The 15937-nt window shown below is 45.2% G+C and carries 14 protein-coding genes and 3 pseudogenes; 11 read left to right on the forward strand and 6 right to left on the reverse strand.

The features are described 5' to 3' along the window. Positions 1-13: 13 nt before the first annotated feature. From AAFP11_RS08400 to AAFP11_RS08410, 3 genes and pseudogenes are all read left to right on the forward strand, one after another. Positions 14-139, forward strand: a pseudogene (locus AAFP11_RS08400) (SUMF1/EgtB/PvdO family nonheme iron enzyme); the annotation flags it as partial. A 24-nt stretch (positions 140-163) separates the two neighbouring features. Further along, complete coding sequence (locus AAFP11_RS08405; RefSeq protein WP_341736634.1) at positions 164-304, forward strand: hypothetical protein; 141 nt, start codon at positions 164-166, stop codon at positions 302-304. 77 nt (positions 305-381) lie between these two features. Continuing rightward, positions 382-1128 carry a Uma2 family endonuclease gene (locus AAFP11_RS08410; protein WP_341736635.1) on the forward strand — a complete coding sequence of 249 codons (747 nt, stop codon included), beginning with the start codon at positions 382-384 and terminating at the stop codon, positions 1126-1128. Between the two features lie 135 nt (positions 1129-1263). Here the strand turns inward: AAFP11_RS08410 and AAFP11_RS08415 are convergent, their stop codons facing one another. Together AAFP11_RS08415 and AAFP11_RS08420 are read right to left on the reverse strand one after the other, a co-directional pair. Next, a complete protein-coding gene (locus AAFP11_RS08415) occupies positions 1264-2745 on the reverse strand; it encodes a pitrilysin family protein (RefSeq protein WP_341736636.1) in 1482 nt (493 codons plus the stop codon). 313 nt (positions 2746-3058) lie between these two features. Then, positions 3059-4654, reverse strand: coding sequence for a pitrilysin family protein (locus AAFP11_RS08420; protein ID WP_341736637.1), 1596 nt, complete (start codon positions 4652-4654; stop codon positions 3059-3061). 283 nt (positions 4655-4937) lie between these two features. Between AAFP11_RS08420 and AAFP11_RS08425 the strand changes: the two genes are divergently transcribed. Continuing rightward, a complete protein-coding gene (locus tag AAFP11_RS08425; protein ID WP_341736638.1) occupies positions 4938-5555 on the forward strand; it encodes a helix-turn-helix domain-containing protein in 618 nt (205 codons plus the stop codon). Here the strand turns inward: AAFP11_RS08425 and AAFP11_RS08430 are convergent, their stop codons facing one another. Continuing rightward, a complete protein-coding gene (locus tag AAFP11_RS08430) occupies positions 5556-5918 on the reverse strand; it encodes a hypothetical protein (protein ID WP_341736639.1) in 363 nt (120 codons plus the stop codon). It lies immediately after the preceding gene. Positions 5919-5993: 75 nt separating this feature from the next. Here AAFP11_RS08430 and AAFP11_RS08435 point away from each other — a divergent pair, with 75 nt between their 5' ends. Then, positions 5994-6626 (forward strand): cobalamin biosynthesis protein, encoded by a 633-nt coding sequence (locus AAFP11_RS08435; protein ID WP_341736640.1) that lies wholly within the window; start codon positions 5994-5996, stop codon positions 6624-6626. Here AAFP11_RS08435 and AAFP11_RS08440 read toward each other — a convergent pair. Further along, complete coding sequence (locus AAFP11_RS08440; RefSeq protein ID WP_341736641.1) at positions 6526-6897, reverse strand: phage holin family protein; 372 nt, start codon at positions 6895-6897, stop codon at positions 6526-6528. The two genes, AAFP11_RS08435 and AAFP11_RS08440, sit on opposite strands and share 101 nt — an antisense overlap. Positions 6898-7006: 109 nt before the next feature. On the opposite strand from AAFP11_RS08440, the gene AAFP11_RS08445 reads away from it, so the two are divergent. Together AAFP11_RS08445 and AAFP11_RS08450 are read left to right on the forward strand one after the other, a co-directional pair. After that, positions 7007-7504 carry a pentapeptide repeat-containing protein gene (locus tag AAFP11_RS08445; RefSeq protein ID WP_341736642.1) on the forward strand — a complete coding sequence of 166 codons (498 nt, stop codon included), beginning with the start codon at positions 7007-7009 and terminating at the stop codon, positions 7502-7504. 173 nt (positions 7505-7677) lie between these two features. Continuing rightward, a complete protein-coding gene (locus tag AAFP11_RS08450) occupies positions 7678-8058 on the forward strand; it encodes a hypothetical protein (RefSeq protein ID WP_341736643.1) in 381 nt (126 codons plus the stop codon). Between the two features lie 57 nt (positions 8059-8115). On the opposite strand, the gene AAFP11_RS08455 is transcribed toward AAFP11_RS08450, so the two are convergent. Then, positions 8116-8880 carry a class I SAM-dependent methyltransferase gene (locus tag AAFP11_RS08455; RefSeq protein ID WP_341736644.1) on the reverse strand — a complete coding sequence of 255 codons (765 nt, stop codon included), beginning with the start codon at positions 8878-8880 and terminating at the stop codon, positions 8116-8118. A 354-nt stretch (positions 8881-9234) separates the two neighbouring features. On the opposite strand from AAFP11_RS08455, the pseudogene AAFP11_RS08460 reads away from it, so the two are divergent. From AAFP11_RS08460 to AAFP11_RS08470, 3 genes and pseudogenes are all read left to right on the forward strand, one after another. Beyond that, positions 9235-9741: pseudogene (locus tag AAFP11_RS08460) on the forward strand (DUF3365 domain-containing protein); the annotation flags it as partial. A 141-nt stretch (positions 9742-9882) separates the two neighbouring features. Further along, positions 9883-10596 (forward strand): annotated as a pseudogene (locus AAFP11_RS08465) (adenylate/guanylate cyclase domain-containing protein); the annotation flags it as partial. A 91-nt stretch (positions 10597-10687) separates the two neighbouring features. After that, on the forward strand, positions 10688-12100 hold the full coding sequence (locus tag AAFP11_RS08470) for an adenylate/guanylate cyclase domain-containing protein (protein ID WP_341736645.1): 1413 nt from the start codon (positions 10688-10690) through the stop codon (positions 12098-12100). Between the two features lie 149 nt (positions 12101-12249). On the opposite strand, the gene AAFP11_RS08475 is transcribed toward AAFP11_RS08470, so the two are convergent. Beyond that, positions 12250-14808, reverse strand: coding sequence for an EAL domain-containing protein (locus AAFP11_RS08475; RefSeq protein ID WP_341736646.1), 2559 nt, complete (start codon positions 14806-14808; stop codon positions 12250-12252). A 287-nt stretch (positions 14809-15095) separates the two neighbouring features. On the opposite strand from AAFP11_RS08475, the gene dapB reads away from it, so the two are divergent. Further along, entirely contained in the window at positions 15096-15923 is an 828-nt protein-coding gene (gene dapB / locus AAFP11_RS08480) for a 4-hydroxy-tetrahydrodipicolinate reductase (RefSeq protein ID WP_341736647.1), read from the forward strand. Positions 15924-15937 lie beyond the last annotated feature (14 nt).

Raw genomic sequence — 15937 nt, forward strand, 5'->3', positions numbered from 1 at the left:
GGATGGGCACTTTCGGCTGCTGCGCGGTGGTTCGGGTCACAACAATCCGAGGAATTGCCGAGCGGCGATTCGCAACAACAATGCGCCGGACAACGACAACAACAACATCGGTTTTCGTGTTGTGTGTGTGGCTGCGTGAGCTCTTCAATATCGGAACTGGCGGATGGGAATTCGTCGGGTGTATGTGGAGGAGTCCAGACCTATTCCTGTGATACTAGCGATCGTATCCGAAAATCAAACTGAGTCGGGTAGCCTGGTAAGTGGTGACATTGAATGGTTGCTCGATTCTATTCAAGATTTATGATTCGGCGGTTGAAACCGCTTCTAAAAAAACAAAGTCTGCCTCCGCAGACTAAGAAATAAATAAAATGGTATAGGCTCATGGTTCTTCAAATCTCGTCGAGTTCCAAAGCACCAACTGTCACCTGGGAAGCCCTACCAGCCGACTTTGTATTACCGGATGATCCCGTGGAAAATATTCAACAACCACCCCTTGCTGCTGCTCTTACCGATGCTCTGGGGGCCGCTGGACGCATTCAACCCATAGCCCTAATTGGTTCCAATTTTGGACTGGTAGCGACAGTAAATAAGCAGACTGTAGTCAAAGCACCGGATTGGTTTTACGTGCCGCAAGTGCATCCAGTTGCTGAGGGGACGATTCGCCGCAGCTACACGCCCAATCTGGAGGGTGCGCCGGTATCGGTGGTGATGGAGTTTTTGTCTAACGAAGATTACAGCGAATTGTCGGTGCGATCGACTCCTCCCTATGGCAAGCTCTACTTCTACGAACAGATTCTGCAAGTGCCCACCTATGTTACCTACGACCCCTACGACCCCAAGTTGGAAGTGCGATACCTGCAAAATGGGAGTTATCTAACCCAGACTGCTGATGCACAGGGACGGGTGCGGATTCCAGAGTTGGATTTATGGCTGGGGATTTGGCCGGGGGAACGTTTGGGGCAAACTATTAACTGGTTGCGCTGGTGGGATGAAGCTGGAAATTTGCTGCTGTGGAGTTCGGAACAAGCGGAATATGAACGGCTGCGGGCCCAACAGGAACGGCTGCGCGCGGATTTATTGGCGGCAAAGTTGCGGGAGTTGGGTGTTGATCCCGATCGGCTAACGTGAAAAGAGAGGACTAAAGTCCTAACTACGAACCTAAAAATGGTTTGTAGTTAGGACTTTAGTCCTGATTATGAACTTATAGCAACTGTCAACTGTCAACTGTCAACTGTCAACTGTCAACTGTCAACTGATTACCGATTAAGTTGCAGAGGGAATTGTGATATCCACAGATTGCACTTTTACCGAAGTTCCCAAACTCGATAATGGTGGTTGAATTGCCCCAGTATTTCCCACTACTAATGTCACCAAATTCTCCGGTTTCAAGTAAGTATTGGCGACGCGCTGTACGTCAGCAATTGTGGCTTTTTCCACGCTGCGACGGTAGCTAAAAATGAAATCTTGCGGATAACCGTAGTATTCGTAGTTCATTAATCGCGCCAAAGTTTGACTGGGGTCTTCAAATTTGAAGATGAAGGAATTGATTTTTGAATCTTTAGCAAAAGCTAATTCTTCTGGGGTAATTGCTTCGGTGCGAATGCGATCGATCTCCGTGTTAATTGCTTTGATAAATGGTACGGTTGCTTCCGATCGCGTTTGGCCTCCTGCGACGAATACCCCAGGATAGTCAAACCTCGCACTCCAAGCAGCATAGACTGAATAAGCTAAGCCTTGGCGCGATCGCACGTTATTGAACAAACGACCACCAAAACCGTTCAAAACCCCATTCATGACATCCAAAGCACCGTAATCTGGACTATTGAGCATTCCACCCAAATGTCCCATTTGCACGTAACTTTGAGTTAGTTGGGGCTGATTTACGAAAAATATGCCACCTTTATTGGCTGCTGATACAGTGGGTAAGGGTGGCACTTCTGCCATCTGAGTCGGTTGCCAATTGCCAAATTTTTGCTCGATGAGCGATCGCATTTTTGCCGTATCAAAGTCCCCAGAAATCCCCAAAATCATATTTTTAGGGTGAAAGTATTTCTGGTAGAAACCCACCAAATCTTCGCGGGAAATATTCGCCAAGGTTTTGTATTCTACCGTGCGGGCGTAAGGACTGCGATCGCCATAAATCAGTTTTTGAAACTCCCGGCTGGTAATGTCGTCGGGATTGTCATTGCGGCGCGCGATTCCACCTTGCTCTTGTTTCTTCGCTAAATCCAACTTTTCCTGAGCAAAAATTGGCTGTTGAATGACTTCGGCAAACAAGTCAAATACAGGCTCTATATCCTCAGCTAAAGCCGTAAAATTAGCGCTTCCCGAAGTAGAGCTAATCCCTGTTTCTACCGAAGCAGCCCGACGTTCTAGCAACTGATTTAGTTCGTCTGACGTATGCTTTTTCGTACCGCCAGTGCGCATTACTGTCCCAGTTAAATTTGCCAGTCCGATTTTTTCGCTTGGCTCAACTCTTTCTCCGGTGCGAAATAGCGCATTTCCTCCGACTAAGGGCAGTTCTTTGTCTTCCATTAAGTAGACTCGCATCCCATTTTTAAGTTCAAAGCGAGTGTATTTAGGTAGTTTCAATTCTGGCAGTGCCGGAAATGTCAATTCGTCGTAGTGCTTCGGTCCCGCCGCGAAGGAAGGTAATAAATTAAATGTTGATAATGAAACTGTAAACAAGCAAAGCGCCAGCAGAAATAACTTTACTTTTTTCAGTTTCAATTTAGTCCTTTTCATTCTTTCTCCTAAGTTGCCTGTGGTAACTATTCTATCTCTTAGTCTGCGGAGGCAGACTTCGTTTGTGTAGACGCGGTTTCAACCGCCGAGTATAAATCGAGGCAGAGCCTCTGGATATTCGTTCCCAGGCAGAGCCTAGGAACGAGTCTTCCTTCTTCCTTCTTCCTTCTTCCTTCTTCCTTCTTCCTTCTTCCTTCTTCCTTCTTCCTTCTTTCTTCCTTCTTCCTTCTTCCTTCCTTCCTTCTTCCTTCCTTCTTCCTTCTTCCTTCTTCCTTCCTTCTTCCTTCTTCCTTCTTCCTTCTTCCTTCCTTACTTACAGTGGTAAAAGCTTACCAATAGTCTTATTTTCAGGGCGGAAAGTTGTCTGGGCGACTCGTTGAATATCCGTGGGACCTACCTTAGCAATAGCATCCAATTGCTTAAACAAATTGCGCCAAGAACCAGTTTTTACTTGATAATCCAGCAGGGAAAATGCCATGCCCATGTTAGAATCGAGCGATCGCAATAAACCAGCCCTCGCCTGAGTTTTCACTTGCTCCAATTCCTCCGCAGAAACCGGCTCTGTTTTCAGGCGCTCGATTTCCTTGCTCAAAGCCACCGCCACCTCATCAACCGTGCGCCCCGGAGCAGTTTGAGCGTAAAATAACATTAAATTCGGATACTTTTCTCCCGGATAACCGCTAAAACCTTGAGCCGCCAAAGCTAATTGCTTTTCTACTACTAAAGATTTGTAAAGTCGAGAAGTGCGACCATCGCTGAGCAAAGAACCAATTATGTCATAAATCGCATTGTCGGGATGGTTCATCGCAGGTCTGTGGTATCCTTCCAAATACCAAGGTTGAGTTTGCAATTTCAGCGTTACTTCCTTAGTTTGGGTTTGGGGAGGTTCGACAATTTGCAATTCAGGAGCCGCTGGCTTCGCTTTATAGCGCCCGAAATAAATTTGCGCCAGTCGCTTCACCTCCGAGGCTTTCACATCTCCTACCACTGCCACAGTCAGCTTGCTGGGGACGTAATGAGTGTCAAAAAACTTTTGTACATCGCTACGGCTGAGGTTTTGAATGTCTTGAGTGTAGCCAATTACGGGGCGACGATAGGGATGGACAGAGAAAGCTTTGTCAGCAAAAAGTTCCACCATTTGTCCGATGGGGGAATTTTCGGTTCGCATTCGGCGCTCCTCTAGAATCACCTGTTTTTCTTTGTAAAATTCCCGAAATACTGGTTCTAGAAATCGCTCGGATTCCAGGGACATCCACAGTTCTAATTTATTAGCTGGCAGGCTATAAAAATACATTGTGGCGTCGGTAGAAGTGGCGGCATTGAGCCCTACTCCGCCTGCTTGTTCGACAATTTTGCCAAATTCGTTGCGTTTGACAAATTGCAATGCTTCGTTTTCAACTTTGTCAAATTCTGATTGGAATTTAGCGATTTCTGCGGTTTTACCGCTGGCTTTGGCTGCTTGGATTTGCTCGAAGAGTTTGTCTTGTTTGTCTAGGAGTGGTTTTTCAGCTTTGTAATCCGTAGTGCCAATTTGGGGCGTGCCTTTGAAGGCTAAATGTTCGAGGTAGTGAGCAACTCCTGTTTGCCCGTCGGGCTCGTTTGCTCCTCCTACGTCAGCATGAATTAGAAAGGATGCTACGGGTGCTCTTGGTCTTTCGAGTACGATGAATGTCATGCCGTTGTCAAGCTTAAATTCGGTGACTTGGCGAATTACTCGATCGAGCGATGGGACAACAGACGCTGCTGCGGAGCCGTTAGCAGGGTTTTCGCGGGCGAGGGCGATTTGGGGGCTAATTCCCCACCACAGCACCACAGCGGCTAGCAGGGAGGCTAGCAGTCGTGTTTTCGATGTGAAGGAGTCCCTAGGGGATAGCTTCGGTTCACGAGGTTGTTGAGACGGCGGGGTCATGGGATTTGAGATTTGAGATTTGGGATTGGGCATTGTCACACAGCAAGATGTTTATGCCGAATAAAAGAGATTCTTTTTTTAAGCATAAAGATTTTTTGAGTCATAAGCGATCTGTTGCGTCGCAAGTGCTACGCTGATACAGCCAAGCTCAAAAATGATCTAGGGTTGAACAATCAAGTTTTGAGTTTAAGATTAAAGTCACTTACAACTTAAAACTTAACATAATTTAGTCCCTAAGTCCCTAAGTCGATATTCCAATTCGCCAATTACCGATTACAAAGCTATGCGAATTTTTAATCAGTCTCCTCCTGCTGAAACAGAAACCAAGAAACGGATTTTACAAGCGGCTCAACGCTTGTTTGCTCGTAGTGGATATGATGGCACTACCACTCGCGATTTAGCAGCGGCGGCGGGAGTGGCAGAGGGGACTCTGTTTCGGCATTTTGATAATAAAAAAGCAATTTTGATTGAGGTAGCCACAGAAGGATGGGTGGAATTACTGACTGATTTGTTGACGGAATTAAGCGAAATGGGCAGTTACAAAGCTGTGGCTCAGGTAATGCGGCGGCGGATGCTGAATATCCGCGAGAATAGCGACATGATGCGGGTGTGTTTTTTGGAGGCGCAATTTCACCCAGATTTGCGCGATCGAATTCAGTTAGAAGTAATTGGCAAGATGAGTGAGGTAGCCGAGGCTTTTTTTGAAACGGCAATGGAAAAAGGAATTTATCGGCAGATGAATCCGAAAATTGTGGCTCAGGTGTTTTTGGGGATGTTTGCAGTGGCAGGTTTTAGTCAAAATACGATTATGGAACCCAATGCTTCTCCGCAGCAAATGCAGGAAATGGCAGAAGGACTCGCCGACATTTTTCTAAATGGGGTTTTAATTAAAGATGAGTAATTACTCGATAAATTCGTACATTTGTTGCACCCAATTCTCCCGGTATTCCTGCCATTCCTCCGTCACTACTTCCCAAGTTGTATTGCTTTCTAGTTCCAACAATAGACTTGATACTTCTTCAAGAGTAGATGCTATTTGACATCCTTTTATCCAACTTTTACGGAGCTTTTTCCATTGACTTTGTACGGCTTCTGGCTGAAAGTTTGATTCTAATTCAACTAGCAGCATTGCTAGTTTTTTTTCGTCAATGGCTGCTGAAACATCGCTCACCCAATCGTCGCGAATTTGTTTCCATTCTTCCGTCACTGCTTCCCATTCGAGGTTTGCTTCAAACTCTAACAGTAATTGGTTTAGTTCTACCATGTTAAATTTTGTCTTGTTTGCAGTTTGTGCTAGGATTATACAAAAAATATTGATTCATCCTGTGGATTCTTTATAATGATTAATGAATTTACTAAGATTCAGTGGGTTCAGAGAGTGTTGTGGATAGGGATTGGTTGTCAACATGGAACATCGAGAGAATTCATCGAAAACGCGATTCAACAAGTATGCCGCAGCTATCATTTAGCGTCAAGTGCGATCGCCGGTGTTGCGACAATAGACACGAAAGCCAATGAAGCTGGAATTATGGAACTTTGTCAAGGGCACAACTGGCCTTTGAAAACTTTTTCTGCTAGTGTCTTAAATTCTGTAGAAGTTCCCCATCCTTCAAATATGGTAGTGGCCAAAGTAGGGACTAAAAGTGTAGCAGAAGCCGCTGCACTTTGCGCGATCGAACTTAGCTCTTGTCCCATTGTCAAAAACAGGCAAGATGCCTGTTCCATAAAGAGTGAATATTGTTGTGGGGTGGGCAAAATGCCCACCCATGAAAGGCTTTTAGTTCCTAAACAAATATTTCGATCGGAAGAAAAAGCAGGCTCTGTAACTGTAGCCGTTGCAGTTTGTGCGATCGCACATCTAAGATCGGATGTTACAGATCCAAAGAGCGATCGGCATTCACAAATCGACCAATCAAGCCAGAAACAAAGGACAAAACAATTGAACCAAACAAAGCAGGCCAAAAACCATTAACGGCAAAACCGATACTGAAGACACCAGCCAACCACGACGCCAAGGAAAGCGAAATCGCATTCACCACAAATAAAAACAAACCCAAAGAAAGAATGCTCAAAGGCAGCGTCAACAATGTCAGAATCGGTTGCACCACCGCATTCACAAATCCGATCACCACGGCTGCTAGCATCGCCGCCGGAAAGCTAACTACTGTGATACCTGGTACAATGTTAGCTGTAATCACCAGCGAAACTGCTGCTACTACCCAAGTTAATAAAAAACTTAGCATATCGTTTTTTTCATCTCCATCACTATTAATTGAGATTTTAACTCTTTAGTCGATCGCCCAAAGTTCGGAATACACTACCAAATATCCACCTTGCGAGAACACCCAACTTATGAGACTCCGGCTACTAGCTACCTTCCTATTGACACTCTGTATCTTAATCTTCCCCCTGCCGGCTTGGGGCCAATCTAAATATTATGCCCCACCCCTGTCCTTTAGCAACGCCGAACTGACAAGACGCGATTTTTCCGGTCAAGTCTTGCGGGCTGCGGAATTTTCTAATGCTAACATGGACTTGACTAATTTTTCTAAGGCCGATTTGCGGGGAGCAATTATGAGTGCTTCGGTGATGACTCAGGCGAATTTGCATGGAGCAAATTTAACTAATGCAATGATCGATCAAGTTAAATTTACTAATGCAGATCTGAGTGATGCTATTTTAGCAGAAACTATTTTGCTGCGTTCTACCTTTGAGGGAGTTGACATCACCGGGGCTGATTTTACTGATGCCATTATGGACGGCGCACAAATCAAAGAATTGTGCAAAATAGCTAGTGGGAGTAATTCACAAACTGGCATTGATACTCGCGATTCTTTGGGATGTCGCTGAAGTCCTCGGAGGGCCAGCACGGCGGCACAGCCCCTACCAACAATGAAACCACCTTGGGGCGTTCTTCTTCCTTCTTCCTTCTTTTCCCCCCTTGGGGGGGGCAGGGGGGGGTTCTTCTTCCTTCTTCACATCGATCTTCTTCCTTCTTCACATCGATCTTCTTCCTTCTAATTATGAACACCAAAACTTCTAAATCTGGCAATTTGATGATGCGGTTGGCATTAAGCGCGATCGCCTTTTCCACTTTTTTCCTACCTCAACCAACCTTCGCTCAAGCTAGCGGCTTAACCAATGGCCAGCCCCTGCAAGACTTTCAAACTAACGACAATCCCGACCCTTTTTCCGGCGGCAATGGCGGCAGCCGAGTATTGGATTTAATTCACCGATCCCGATTGGGAAACGGCCGCAGCATGGAAGAATTTAGTAGCGAACAGCGACAAAATTTAAACGATGCAGCCGCCGAATTTCGGAATAAACAGCGCCTACTGCTGGAAAAACCAGCAGTACCTTCACCAGAGGGAACACCCACTGAAATTACCGCACCTGTTCCCTAAATTTCCTTCTACTCTCTTAGTGCGCGCGGGTGGACTTTGCTTATGTAGACACGGTTTTTAACCGCCTGGATTCGCCTTGACAAAACCCCCAAATACGGCCATACCGTAATATTTCCAAGGGACTGCGATCGCCTCAAATCCCGCTTGGGCTAGCATGGCCAAATGTGCATAAAGTGTCGCTAGGCGATCGGGATGAGAATACCCATAAGATACACTCGTCCCCACATTCCCGCGAATTTCTGCCAACTTTTCCCCCTGACTTGCAGCCCACTCTTCCCGCGCCACTTGATAAATCTTTTGCACGATCGCAGATTCTGCTAACATCGGATCGGCATTCCAAAAACAGCCATTAGGATTCAAATTTTCATAAATACGTTCAAACAATTTCAACTTCATTTCATCATCCAGATGATGAATTGCCAGAGATGAAATACAAGCATCAAATTTATCACGCAAACCCGAAAAATTGGGATTAGTCGCCCATTCTCCAAAATCCAACTCGACTCCAGTCCACCTAGATCCATATCCTGCCAACTCTATTTTGGCACGAGCAAAATCAAGCATTCGTGGTGAATAATCCAAAGCCACTATTTCCGCAGATGGATAGCGTTGCAGAACTTTTAAACTAAGTTCTCCGGTACCGCAACCCAATTCTAAAATCCGGTGGTTTGCATTCAATATACAACCTGCTAATACATCCAGCATTTCATCATATTTAGGCAAAATTCGCCGAATGCCGATATCAAAATCCGCAGTATTGATAAAAACTTCTCCCGGCAATATCTCCTTGTTTACAGGTGAGGCAGTAGAATCAGAATTCACGATCGCTAACCATAGACTACAATTGCCATCTTAACCGACATACATAAATAACTACAACTAGCGTTATTAAGTTATGCGTACTTTTACGGATAACTCAAGCCATTGCAGTAAACAATCATAAACAACCTCTGACACTCTACTGTCTTTCTTTAAATCTGATGCCCTAAAAATCCCCTAAAAAAGCAGTGTTATGTTGGTAGTAAATCAAAATAACCATCAAACCTCACACTTGAGGATACCATGCAACACTTAATTTCTGGCAGTCTGGCTGCGATGGGTCAATTAGTTTACAAACGAGTTATCCTAGCAGTAACAATCCTATTCTGTGTAGGTGTAGCCATAGCGATGACCAATATGTCGGAGCTTTCATCCACCCTAATTGCATCCCAAGCACTCCAAAATGCCACCCTCTATGCTCAAGCCATTAAAGAAGCCCGCACCCTTTACAGTTCCGATGCTATCAAACCCCTAACCACCGCTAATGCGATTAGCTTCACCCACGACTACAATCCCACAAAAACCAAAGTAACAGTACCAGTACCAGCAACATTTTTGATAGAACTCGGTCAACATATCACCCAAAAAAATCCAGAAGTATCAGTTCGTCTGTACAGCAACTACCCATTTCCTTGGCGGGAAAAAGAAGGTGGGGCTAAAGACAATTTTGAACGAGAAGCCCTCAGCTATTTGACGAAAAATCCCACAGCCAACTTTTTTAGAAGAGAAGATTATCTCGGTAAACCAGCATTTCGATATGCAGAAGCAGACATTTTAACTCCTAGCTGCGTTAATTGTCACAACACCAACTCCTACAGTCCCAAAAAAGACTGGAAAGTAGGAGATGTGCGGGGTATATTAGAAATAACTCAACCTCTCAATACCATCACTCAAAAGACTCACAGTGGACTCAAAAACTTGTTTTTCCTGTTAGTCGGACTTTCAGTATTAGGGATATCAGGCTTAAGTTTAGCTATCAGTAGATTGCGCCAAAACGCTAAACAATTAGAGCAGCGTGTCCGGGAACGAACTGCCCAATTGCAAGAGACAAATATAGAATTGGTAAAAGAACAAGAAAAGAGCGATCGCCTGTTGCTCAATATTTTACCAGAATCCATTGCCAACAAGTTAAAAGACGGTCAAAATACCATAGCTGATTCCTTTGCCGAAGTCACGATTTTGTTTGCGGATATCGTGGGCTTTACCGTACTCTCATCTCAGATATCTGCTGAAGAATTACTCATTTTTCTCAACGAAATATTTTCCGCCTTCGATAGTCTGACAGAAAAGTACGGTTTGGAAAAAATCAAGACCATTGGCGACGCTTATATGGTAGTTGGAGGCTTGCCAAATCCCAGTACCAACCACGCCGAAAATATTGCCGAAATGGCTTTAGATATGCAGCAGGAATTAGTTAAATTTAACGCCAAACATCAGGCGGCAATTAGTCTTCGCATCGGCATCAATACTGGTCCCGCAATCGCCGGAGTTATTGGTACTAAAAAATTCATTTATGACCTGTGGGGCGATGCCGTCAATACAGCGGCACGCATGGAATCTCATGGAACTCCTGGCACTATTCAAGTCACCAAATCAACCTACCATATTTTGCGAAATAAATATCTGTTTGAAGACAGAGGAATTATCCAGGTTAAAGGCAAGGGTGATATGAATACCTATCTGCTGTTGGGCAGATTAGTTAATTCACAGTCAGTTTAAATTGTATAGGATAATTCAGGGGGCATTTTCATAAATACTGACTGTTGACTTCTTCGTTCTCATAATTAGCCATTTGCCAAACAGTAATTTTATGTCATTCAGGATGTTGTCATTTTTAGGTTTTTTCAAATCTCGCTTATCTCGGCAAATAGCCCTGTGGGTATTTGCGAGCATTTTAGTAATAGAAGCAATTATTTTAGTTCCCTCTTATTTTCGGCGGGAAGATGAACTATTAATGCAATTAGAACAGGTATCTCGCGCTACTATTGATTCCCTAGTATTTTTGCTCAAACAAGATATCTCCGATCGCCTGTTTTTGGAAAACCAAGTAAAAACTGCTATCAAACAATCAAAAATCATCTTAGGATTATCTATTTACATGACCAATGGTCAGCTAATATATACATTTGGCGAACCACCAGAAATTAAATTAGAACAAACAAAAAATGAGCGAATTTTACGCAAGCACTCTCTTGATTGGAAACGCTATGATGTTGCTTGGACTAATGAATATCTGGGAGGAAATTATACTTTAATTGTGCGCCACGATGCTTCATCTGTTCAACCAGAATTATACGCATTTATCTGGCGAATCTCAATTTTAGTTTTGATTATAACAGCTTTTGTTACTACTGTGACCATGCTATTTTTAGGAGGAACAGTAATTGCACCTATCTTGAGACTGCGGGATGACTTGATAGCTGCGGGAGAGGCTTTAAGCCAAAATCGCATACAACCAGATTTCTATTCTTTTTCAGTCAAGCGCGATGATGAATTAGGAGAAGTAATGGTGGCTTTCAATCAAATGTTTTGCCGAGTCTATAAAGAAATTGCCCAGCGGCAAGCAGCGGAAGAAATCTTGCGTGCGGAACAAGAAAACTCCGAACGTTTATTATTAAATATCTTACCAAAAACTATTGCCGATCGCCTAAAAACAGGTCAAATCAACATAGCTGACGGATTTGCCGAAGTCACAATTTTGTTTGCGGATATTGTGGGATTTACTGAAATATCATCCCGCACATCTCCTCAAGAATTAGTAGAATTACTGAACAAAATATTTTCAGCCTTTGACCATTTGAGCGAGCAATACGGACTGGAAAAAATCAAAACAATCGGTGATAATTATATGGTAGCTGGCGGTTTACCAGTCTCCTGTGCAAATCACGCCGAATCTATTGCAGAAATGGCCCTAGAAATGCAGCAAGAAATTATGAAATTTAGCGACGAAAGCGGCCAACCACTCCAGATTCGGATTGGTATTAATACAGGCCCAGTAGTTGCCGGTGTCATCGGCACAAAAAAATTTATTTACGACTTATGGGGAGATGCTGTCAACACAGCAAGTCGCATGGAATCCCAAGGATGGCCTGGTAAAATTCAAGTGAGTGATTCCACCTATCAATTGTTGTGCCATAAGTATTTATTGAAAACACGCGGTACAATCAATGTCAAAGGTAAGGGAGATATGACTACTTATTATCTAATAGGCAGAAAAATTTAAAAAAGGAGAAGTGGTGGACAAAGGTGAGTCAGTAGAAAGCTAACAACAAATAACCAACAACAAATAACAAATAACCCTTCGACTTCGCTGGCTGGCGACGCCAATTACCAATTACCAATTACCAATTACCAATTACCAATTACCAATAACTACCACTGTGGCCGAGAAGCCATCAAAGCAGTGGCCGCCTCACTCGGTAAAGGCTTAGCAAAAAAGTAACCTTGGCCGTACTCGCAGCCGATCGCCCTTAACCTAGCCAATTGTGCCGCCGTCTCCACACCCTCAGCAATCACATCCATACCCAAAGCATGGGCGAGGGTAACAATTGTCCGCACGATCGCCACATTCTCCCCCTCGCTTTCTATCTCCATCAGCCCCACAAACGACTTATCAACCTTCAAAGTATCCGTCGGAAACCGACTCAAATAACTCAAAGAAGAATAACCAGTACCAAAATCATCAATTCCTAACTTGACATTCAGGGCTTTCATATGCTTTAAAACCGCGATCGCCGACTCCACATCATCCATCACCACACTCTCAGTAATCTCCAACTTCAAACTCTGGGCACTCAAACCCGTGGTTCCCAAAATCTCCTTAATTCGCGCCACCAAATCCGGCTGCGCAAACTGCTTCCCAGACAAATTTACACTCATCATCAAAGGTCGATCGAAATCAAACATCCCCTCCCACAGACGCAACTGACGACAAGCCTCCTCCAACACCCACTCACCAAGCGGTACAATCGCCCCCGTCTCCTCAGCCACCGGAATAAACTTCACCGGCGACACCAAACCCCGCACCGGATGCTGCCAACGCACCAAAGCCTCAAACCCAATAATCCTCCCAGTTGCCAAACACACAAACGGCTGGTAGTGTAGCAAAAACTCCCCACGCTTGAGCGCCATCCGCAAATCCGTCTCCAACTGCAACCTCTCCAGGGCCAAATCGTGCATCGAAGCATTAAACAACTGATACCTTCCCATCCCCAAAGCCTTCGCCCGATACATCGCCGTGTGGGCATCCCTGAGCAAATGTTCCGGCTGTTCCCTGACAGTAGCTGCGGTTTCGCCCCCCACCGCAATGCCGATGCTAGCGGTGACAAATACCTCTTGCCCTCTCAACTCAAAAGGTACAATTAAAGCTTGGTGAATGCGATCGGCCAAATTCACCGCACTATCAACATCGGTATTTCTCACCAAAATTGCAAAATCGTCACCCCCCACCCGCGCCACAGTCTCCCCATGGCAAAGACTAGCTCTCAAGCGCAGCACAACGCCCATCAGCAGTTCATCCCCCGCCAAATGACCCAAAGAATCATTAATCACCTTGAACCGGTCTAAATCCAAAAACAGCACCGCAAACAAATGGCTGTGGCGACCTCTAGTATTGCCGATCGCCCGCCCCAGACACTCCACAAACAAATCCCGGTTAGGCAAACCTGTCAGCGAATCGTGAAAAGCATCGTAAAGCTTTTTGTAAGCACTGACACCCACACCAGTCATCACCAAACCCAAAGTCGGCGACACCAGAGGCACCCACCCACCCACTGTAAAAATGCCAAAACTCACCCCCAACAGCCCCACCAATACCCCAACCCCACACAATCCAGCCCGCAGAGGGTGCTGAATCCGCCAAGCTATAGTCCCCCCCAGCACCGCCCAGGAAGCATTCCACAAAATTTCTGCCCAAGATGGCCACATCCAAAAAAGCGATCGCCCATCCAACACTGCACTCAACAATTGGCTCAGCATTTGAGCGTGCAGCAGCACCCCCGGCATTTTTGGACTTTGCTTAAGCCCTGGGCTATAGGGTGTTAGAAACAAATCTCTGGCACTAGGTGCTGTCGTCCCAATCAACACAATCTTGTCTTTCACCCAACTGGGGTCAATTTCTCCCTTCAACACCTGCGTGATACTCACCTGTCGCGCCACGTTGTTAGCAGAATGGTATTTGAGCAGAATTTGGTAGCCTTTGGTGTCAATATTGGCATAGCCACCACTGTTAGGTTTTAAAGGTTGGAATTGTGCCTTACCCCAGTTGATTTGGTTGGGATGAACAGGGCTATCTTCTGGTTGCAACCTGTCTTTAAGATAAAGCAAAGCTAGTTGTACAGAAAATGAGAAAGCGATGGTTCGATCGGGTTTCGACACAGAAATCAAATTGCGACGCACCACACCATCAGCGTCGAGCACGAAGTCGTTAAAGCCCACTCGCTCTGGTGGTATCCCCCGTGGTGCAGATACTCCCGGACTTTCCCCATCGCTCAATTTGTCGATCGCCACCACATTCGGTGTTTTCAATTGCGCCAACAATTCCTGATTTCCCGGTGCTTGTGGCAAATCACGGTACAAGTCCAAACCGATCGCCTTTGGATGATATTTTTGCAATTTTGTCAAGGTTTGAGCAAGGGTTTGATCGGTAATCGGAAATCTGCCCAAGGCTTGAATATCCGCCTCAGAAATGCCCACTACCAGCAGTCTCGGATCGGCACCCTTCGATGGCTGCAAGCGCACTAAGGAGTCAAAACTGCCTAATTCCCAGCTTTGGAACCCTCCCAACCGACGCACTCCCAGATTCAGTAGTGTTACTGTTGCGCCCGCCAATACAGCAGGCAAAACCCATACTCGCCCACCTTGACAACTCAAACCCATGGGAGTTAGGACAGAAAACAGCGATCGAATATTTTGAGATAATTTGGAAGTCATCCGAAAGTAAATCGCAGAAAGCAGAAGGTCGAAGGCATAATTAAACCTCATAAATTCAGAGAGAGAGCTTTGAGGCGGGCAGCAACTTCTGCCATCGGCAAAAATTGACCTATACAAATTTGCTTCTCCCAGTCTGTTTTCACAGAATGGTTTCAGAAATTGTGGCAAAAACGAGTTTGCCTCAAATAATTGCTTGATTTAACAAAGTTTATACGAACCTTAAGAGTGTGTCAGTCCTGGTAGGGTTAAAATTTAGTCGATAGACTTTCAGAATTTTTTTTGAGATTATGGCGAATCAACTTCCAATTCCGGTGATTGTTAACGGTGCTGCCGGCAAAATGGGCCGCGAAGTAATTAAGGCGATCGCCAACGCTCCAGACCTCACCCTATTCGGGGCCATAGACCACTCTCCTGAAGTCCTCAACGCCGATGCGGGAGAATTGGCGGGGGGCGCCGCGTTAGAAGTTCCCATTACCGACGATTTGCAAGGAATGCTCGTATTAGCAGCCCAGGAAAAACAGTCAGGGGTGATGGTAGATTTCACACACCCCAAGTCGGTTTACGAAAATGTGCGATCGGCTATAGCCTACGGCATTCGTCCCGTCGTCGGCACTACGGGTTTGAGTACCGAGCAAATTCAAAAATTAGCTGAGTTTGCCGACAAAGCCAGCATTGGCTGTCTAATTATACCCAATTTTTCCATCGGCATGGTTTTACTACAACAAGCTGCCGTCACAGCATCTCAATATTTTGAACACGTAGAAATTATCGAACTCCATCACAATCAAAAAGCCGATGCACCCAGCGGCACTGCCATTCAAACTGCCCAAATGCTAGCAGAAATGGGAAAAACTTTCAATCCGCCACAGGTAGAAGAAACCGAAAAATTGCAGGGAGCTAGAGGCTCTTTAGCCGACGAAGGAATTCGGATTCACAGCATCCGCTTACCCGGTTTAATTGCTCACCAAGAAGTAATTTTTGGCGGCGAGGGTCAAGTTTATACTTTGCGCCACGACACGAGCGATCGCGCTTGTTATATGCCCGGAGTCATACTATCTATACGCAAAGTAATTGAATTGCGATCGCTCGTTTACGGCTTAGAAAAAATACTCTAGGGAATGGGGAATTG

The sequence above is a fragment of the Microcoleus sp. CAWBG640 genome (assembly GCF_020883015.1).
GTDB lineage: Bacteria > Cyanobacteriota > Cyanobacteriia > Cyanobacteriales > Microcoleaceae > Microcoleus > Microcoleus anatoxicus.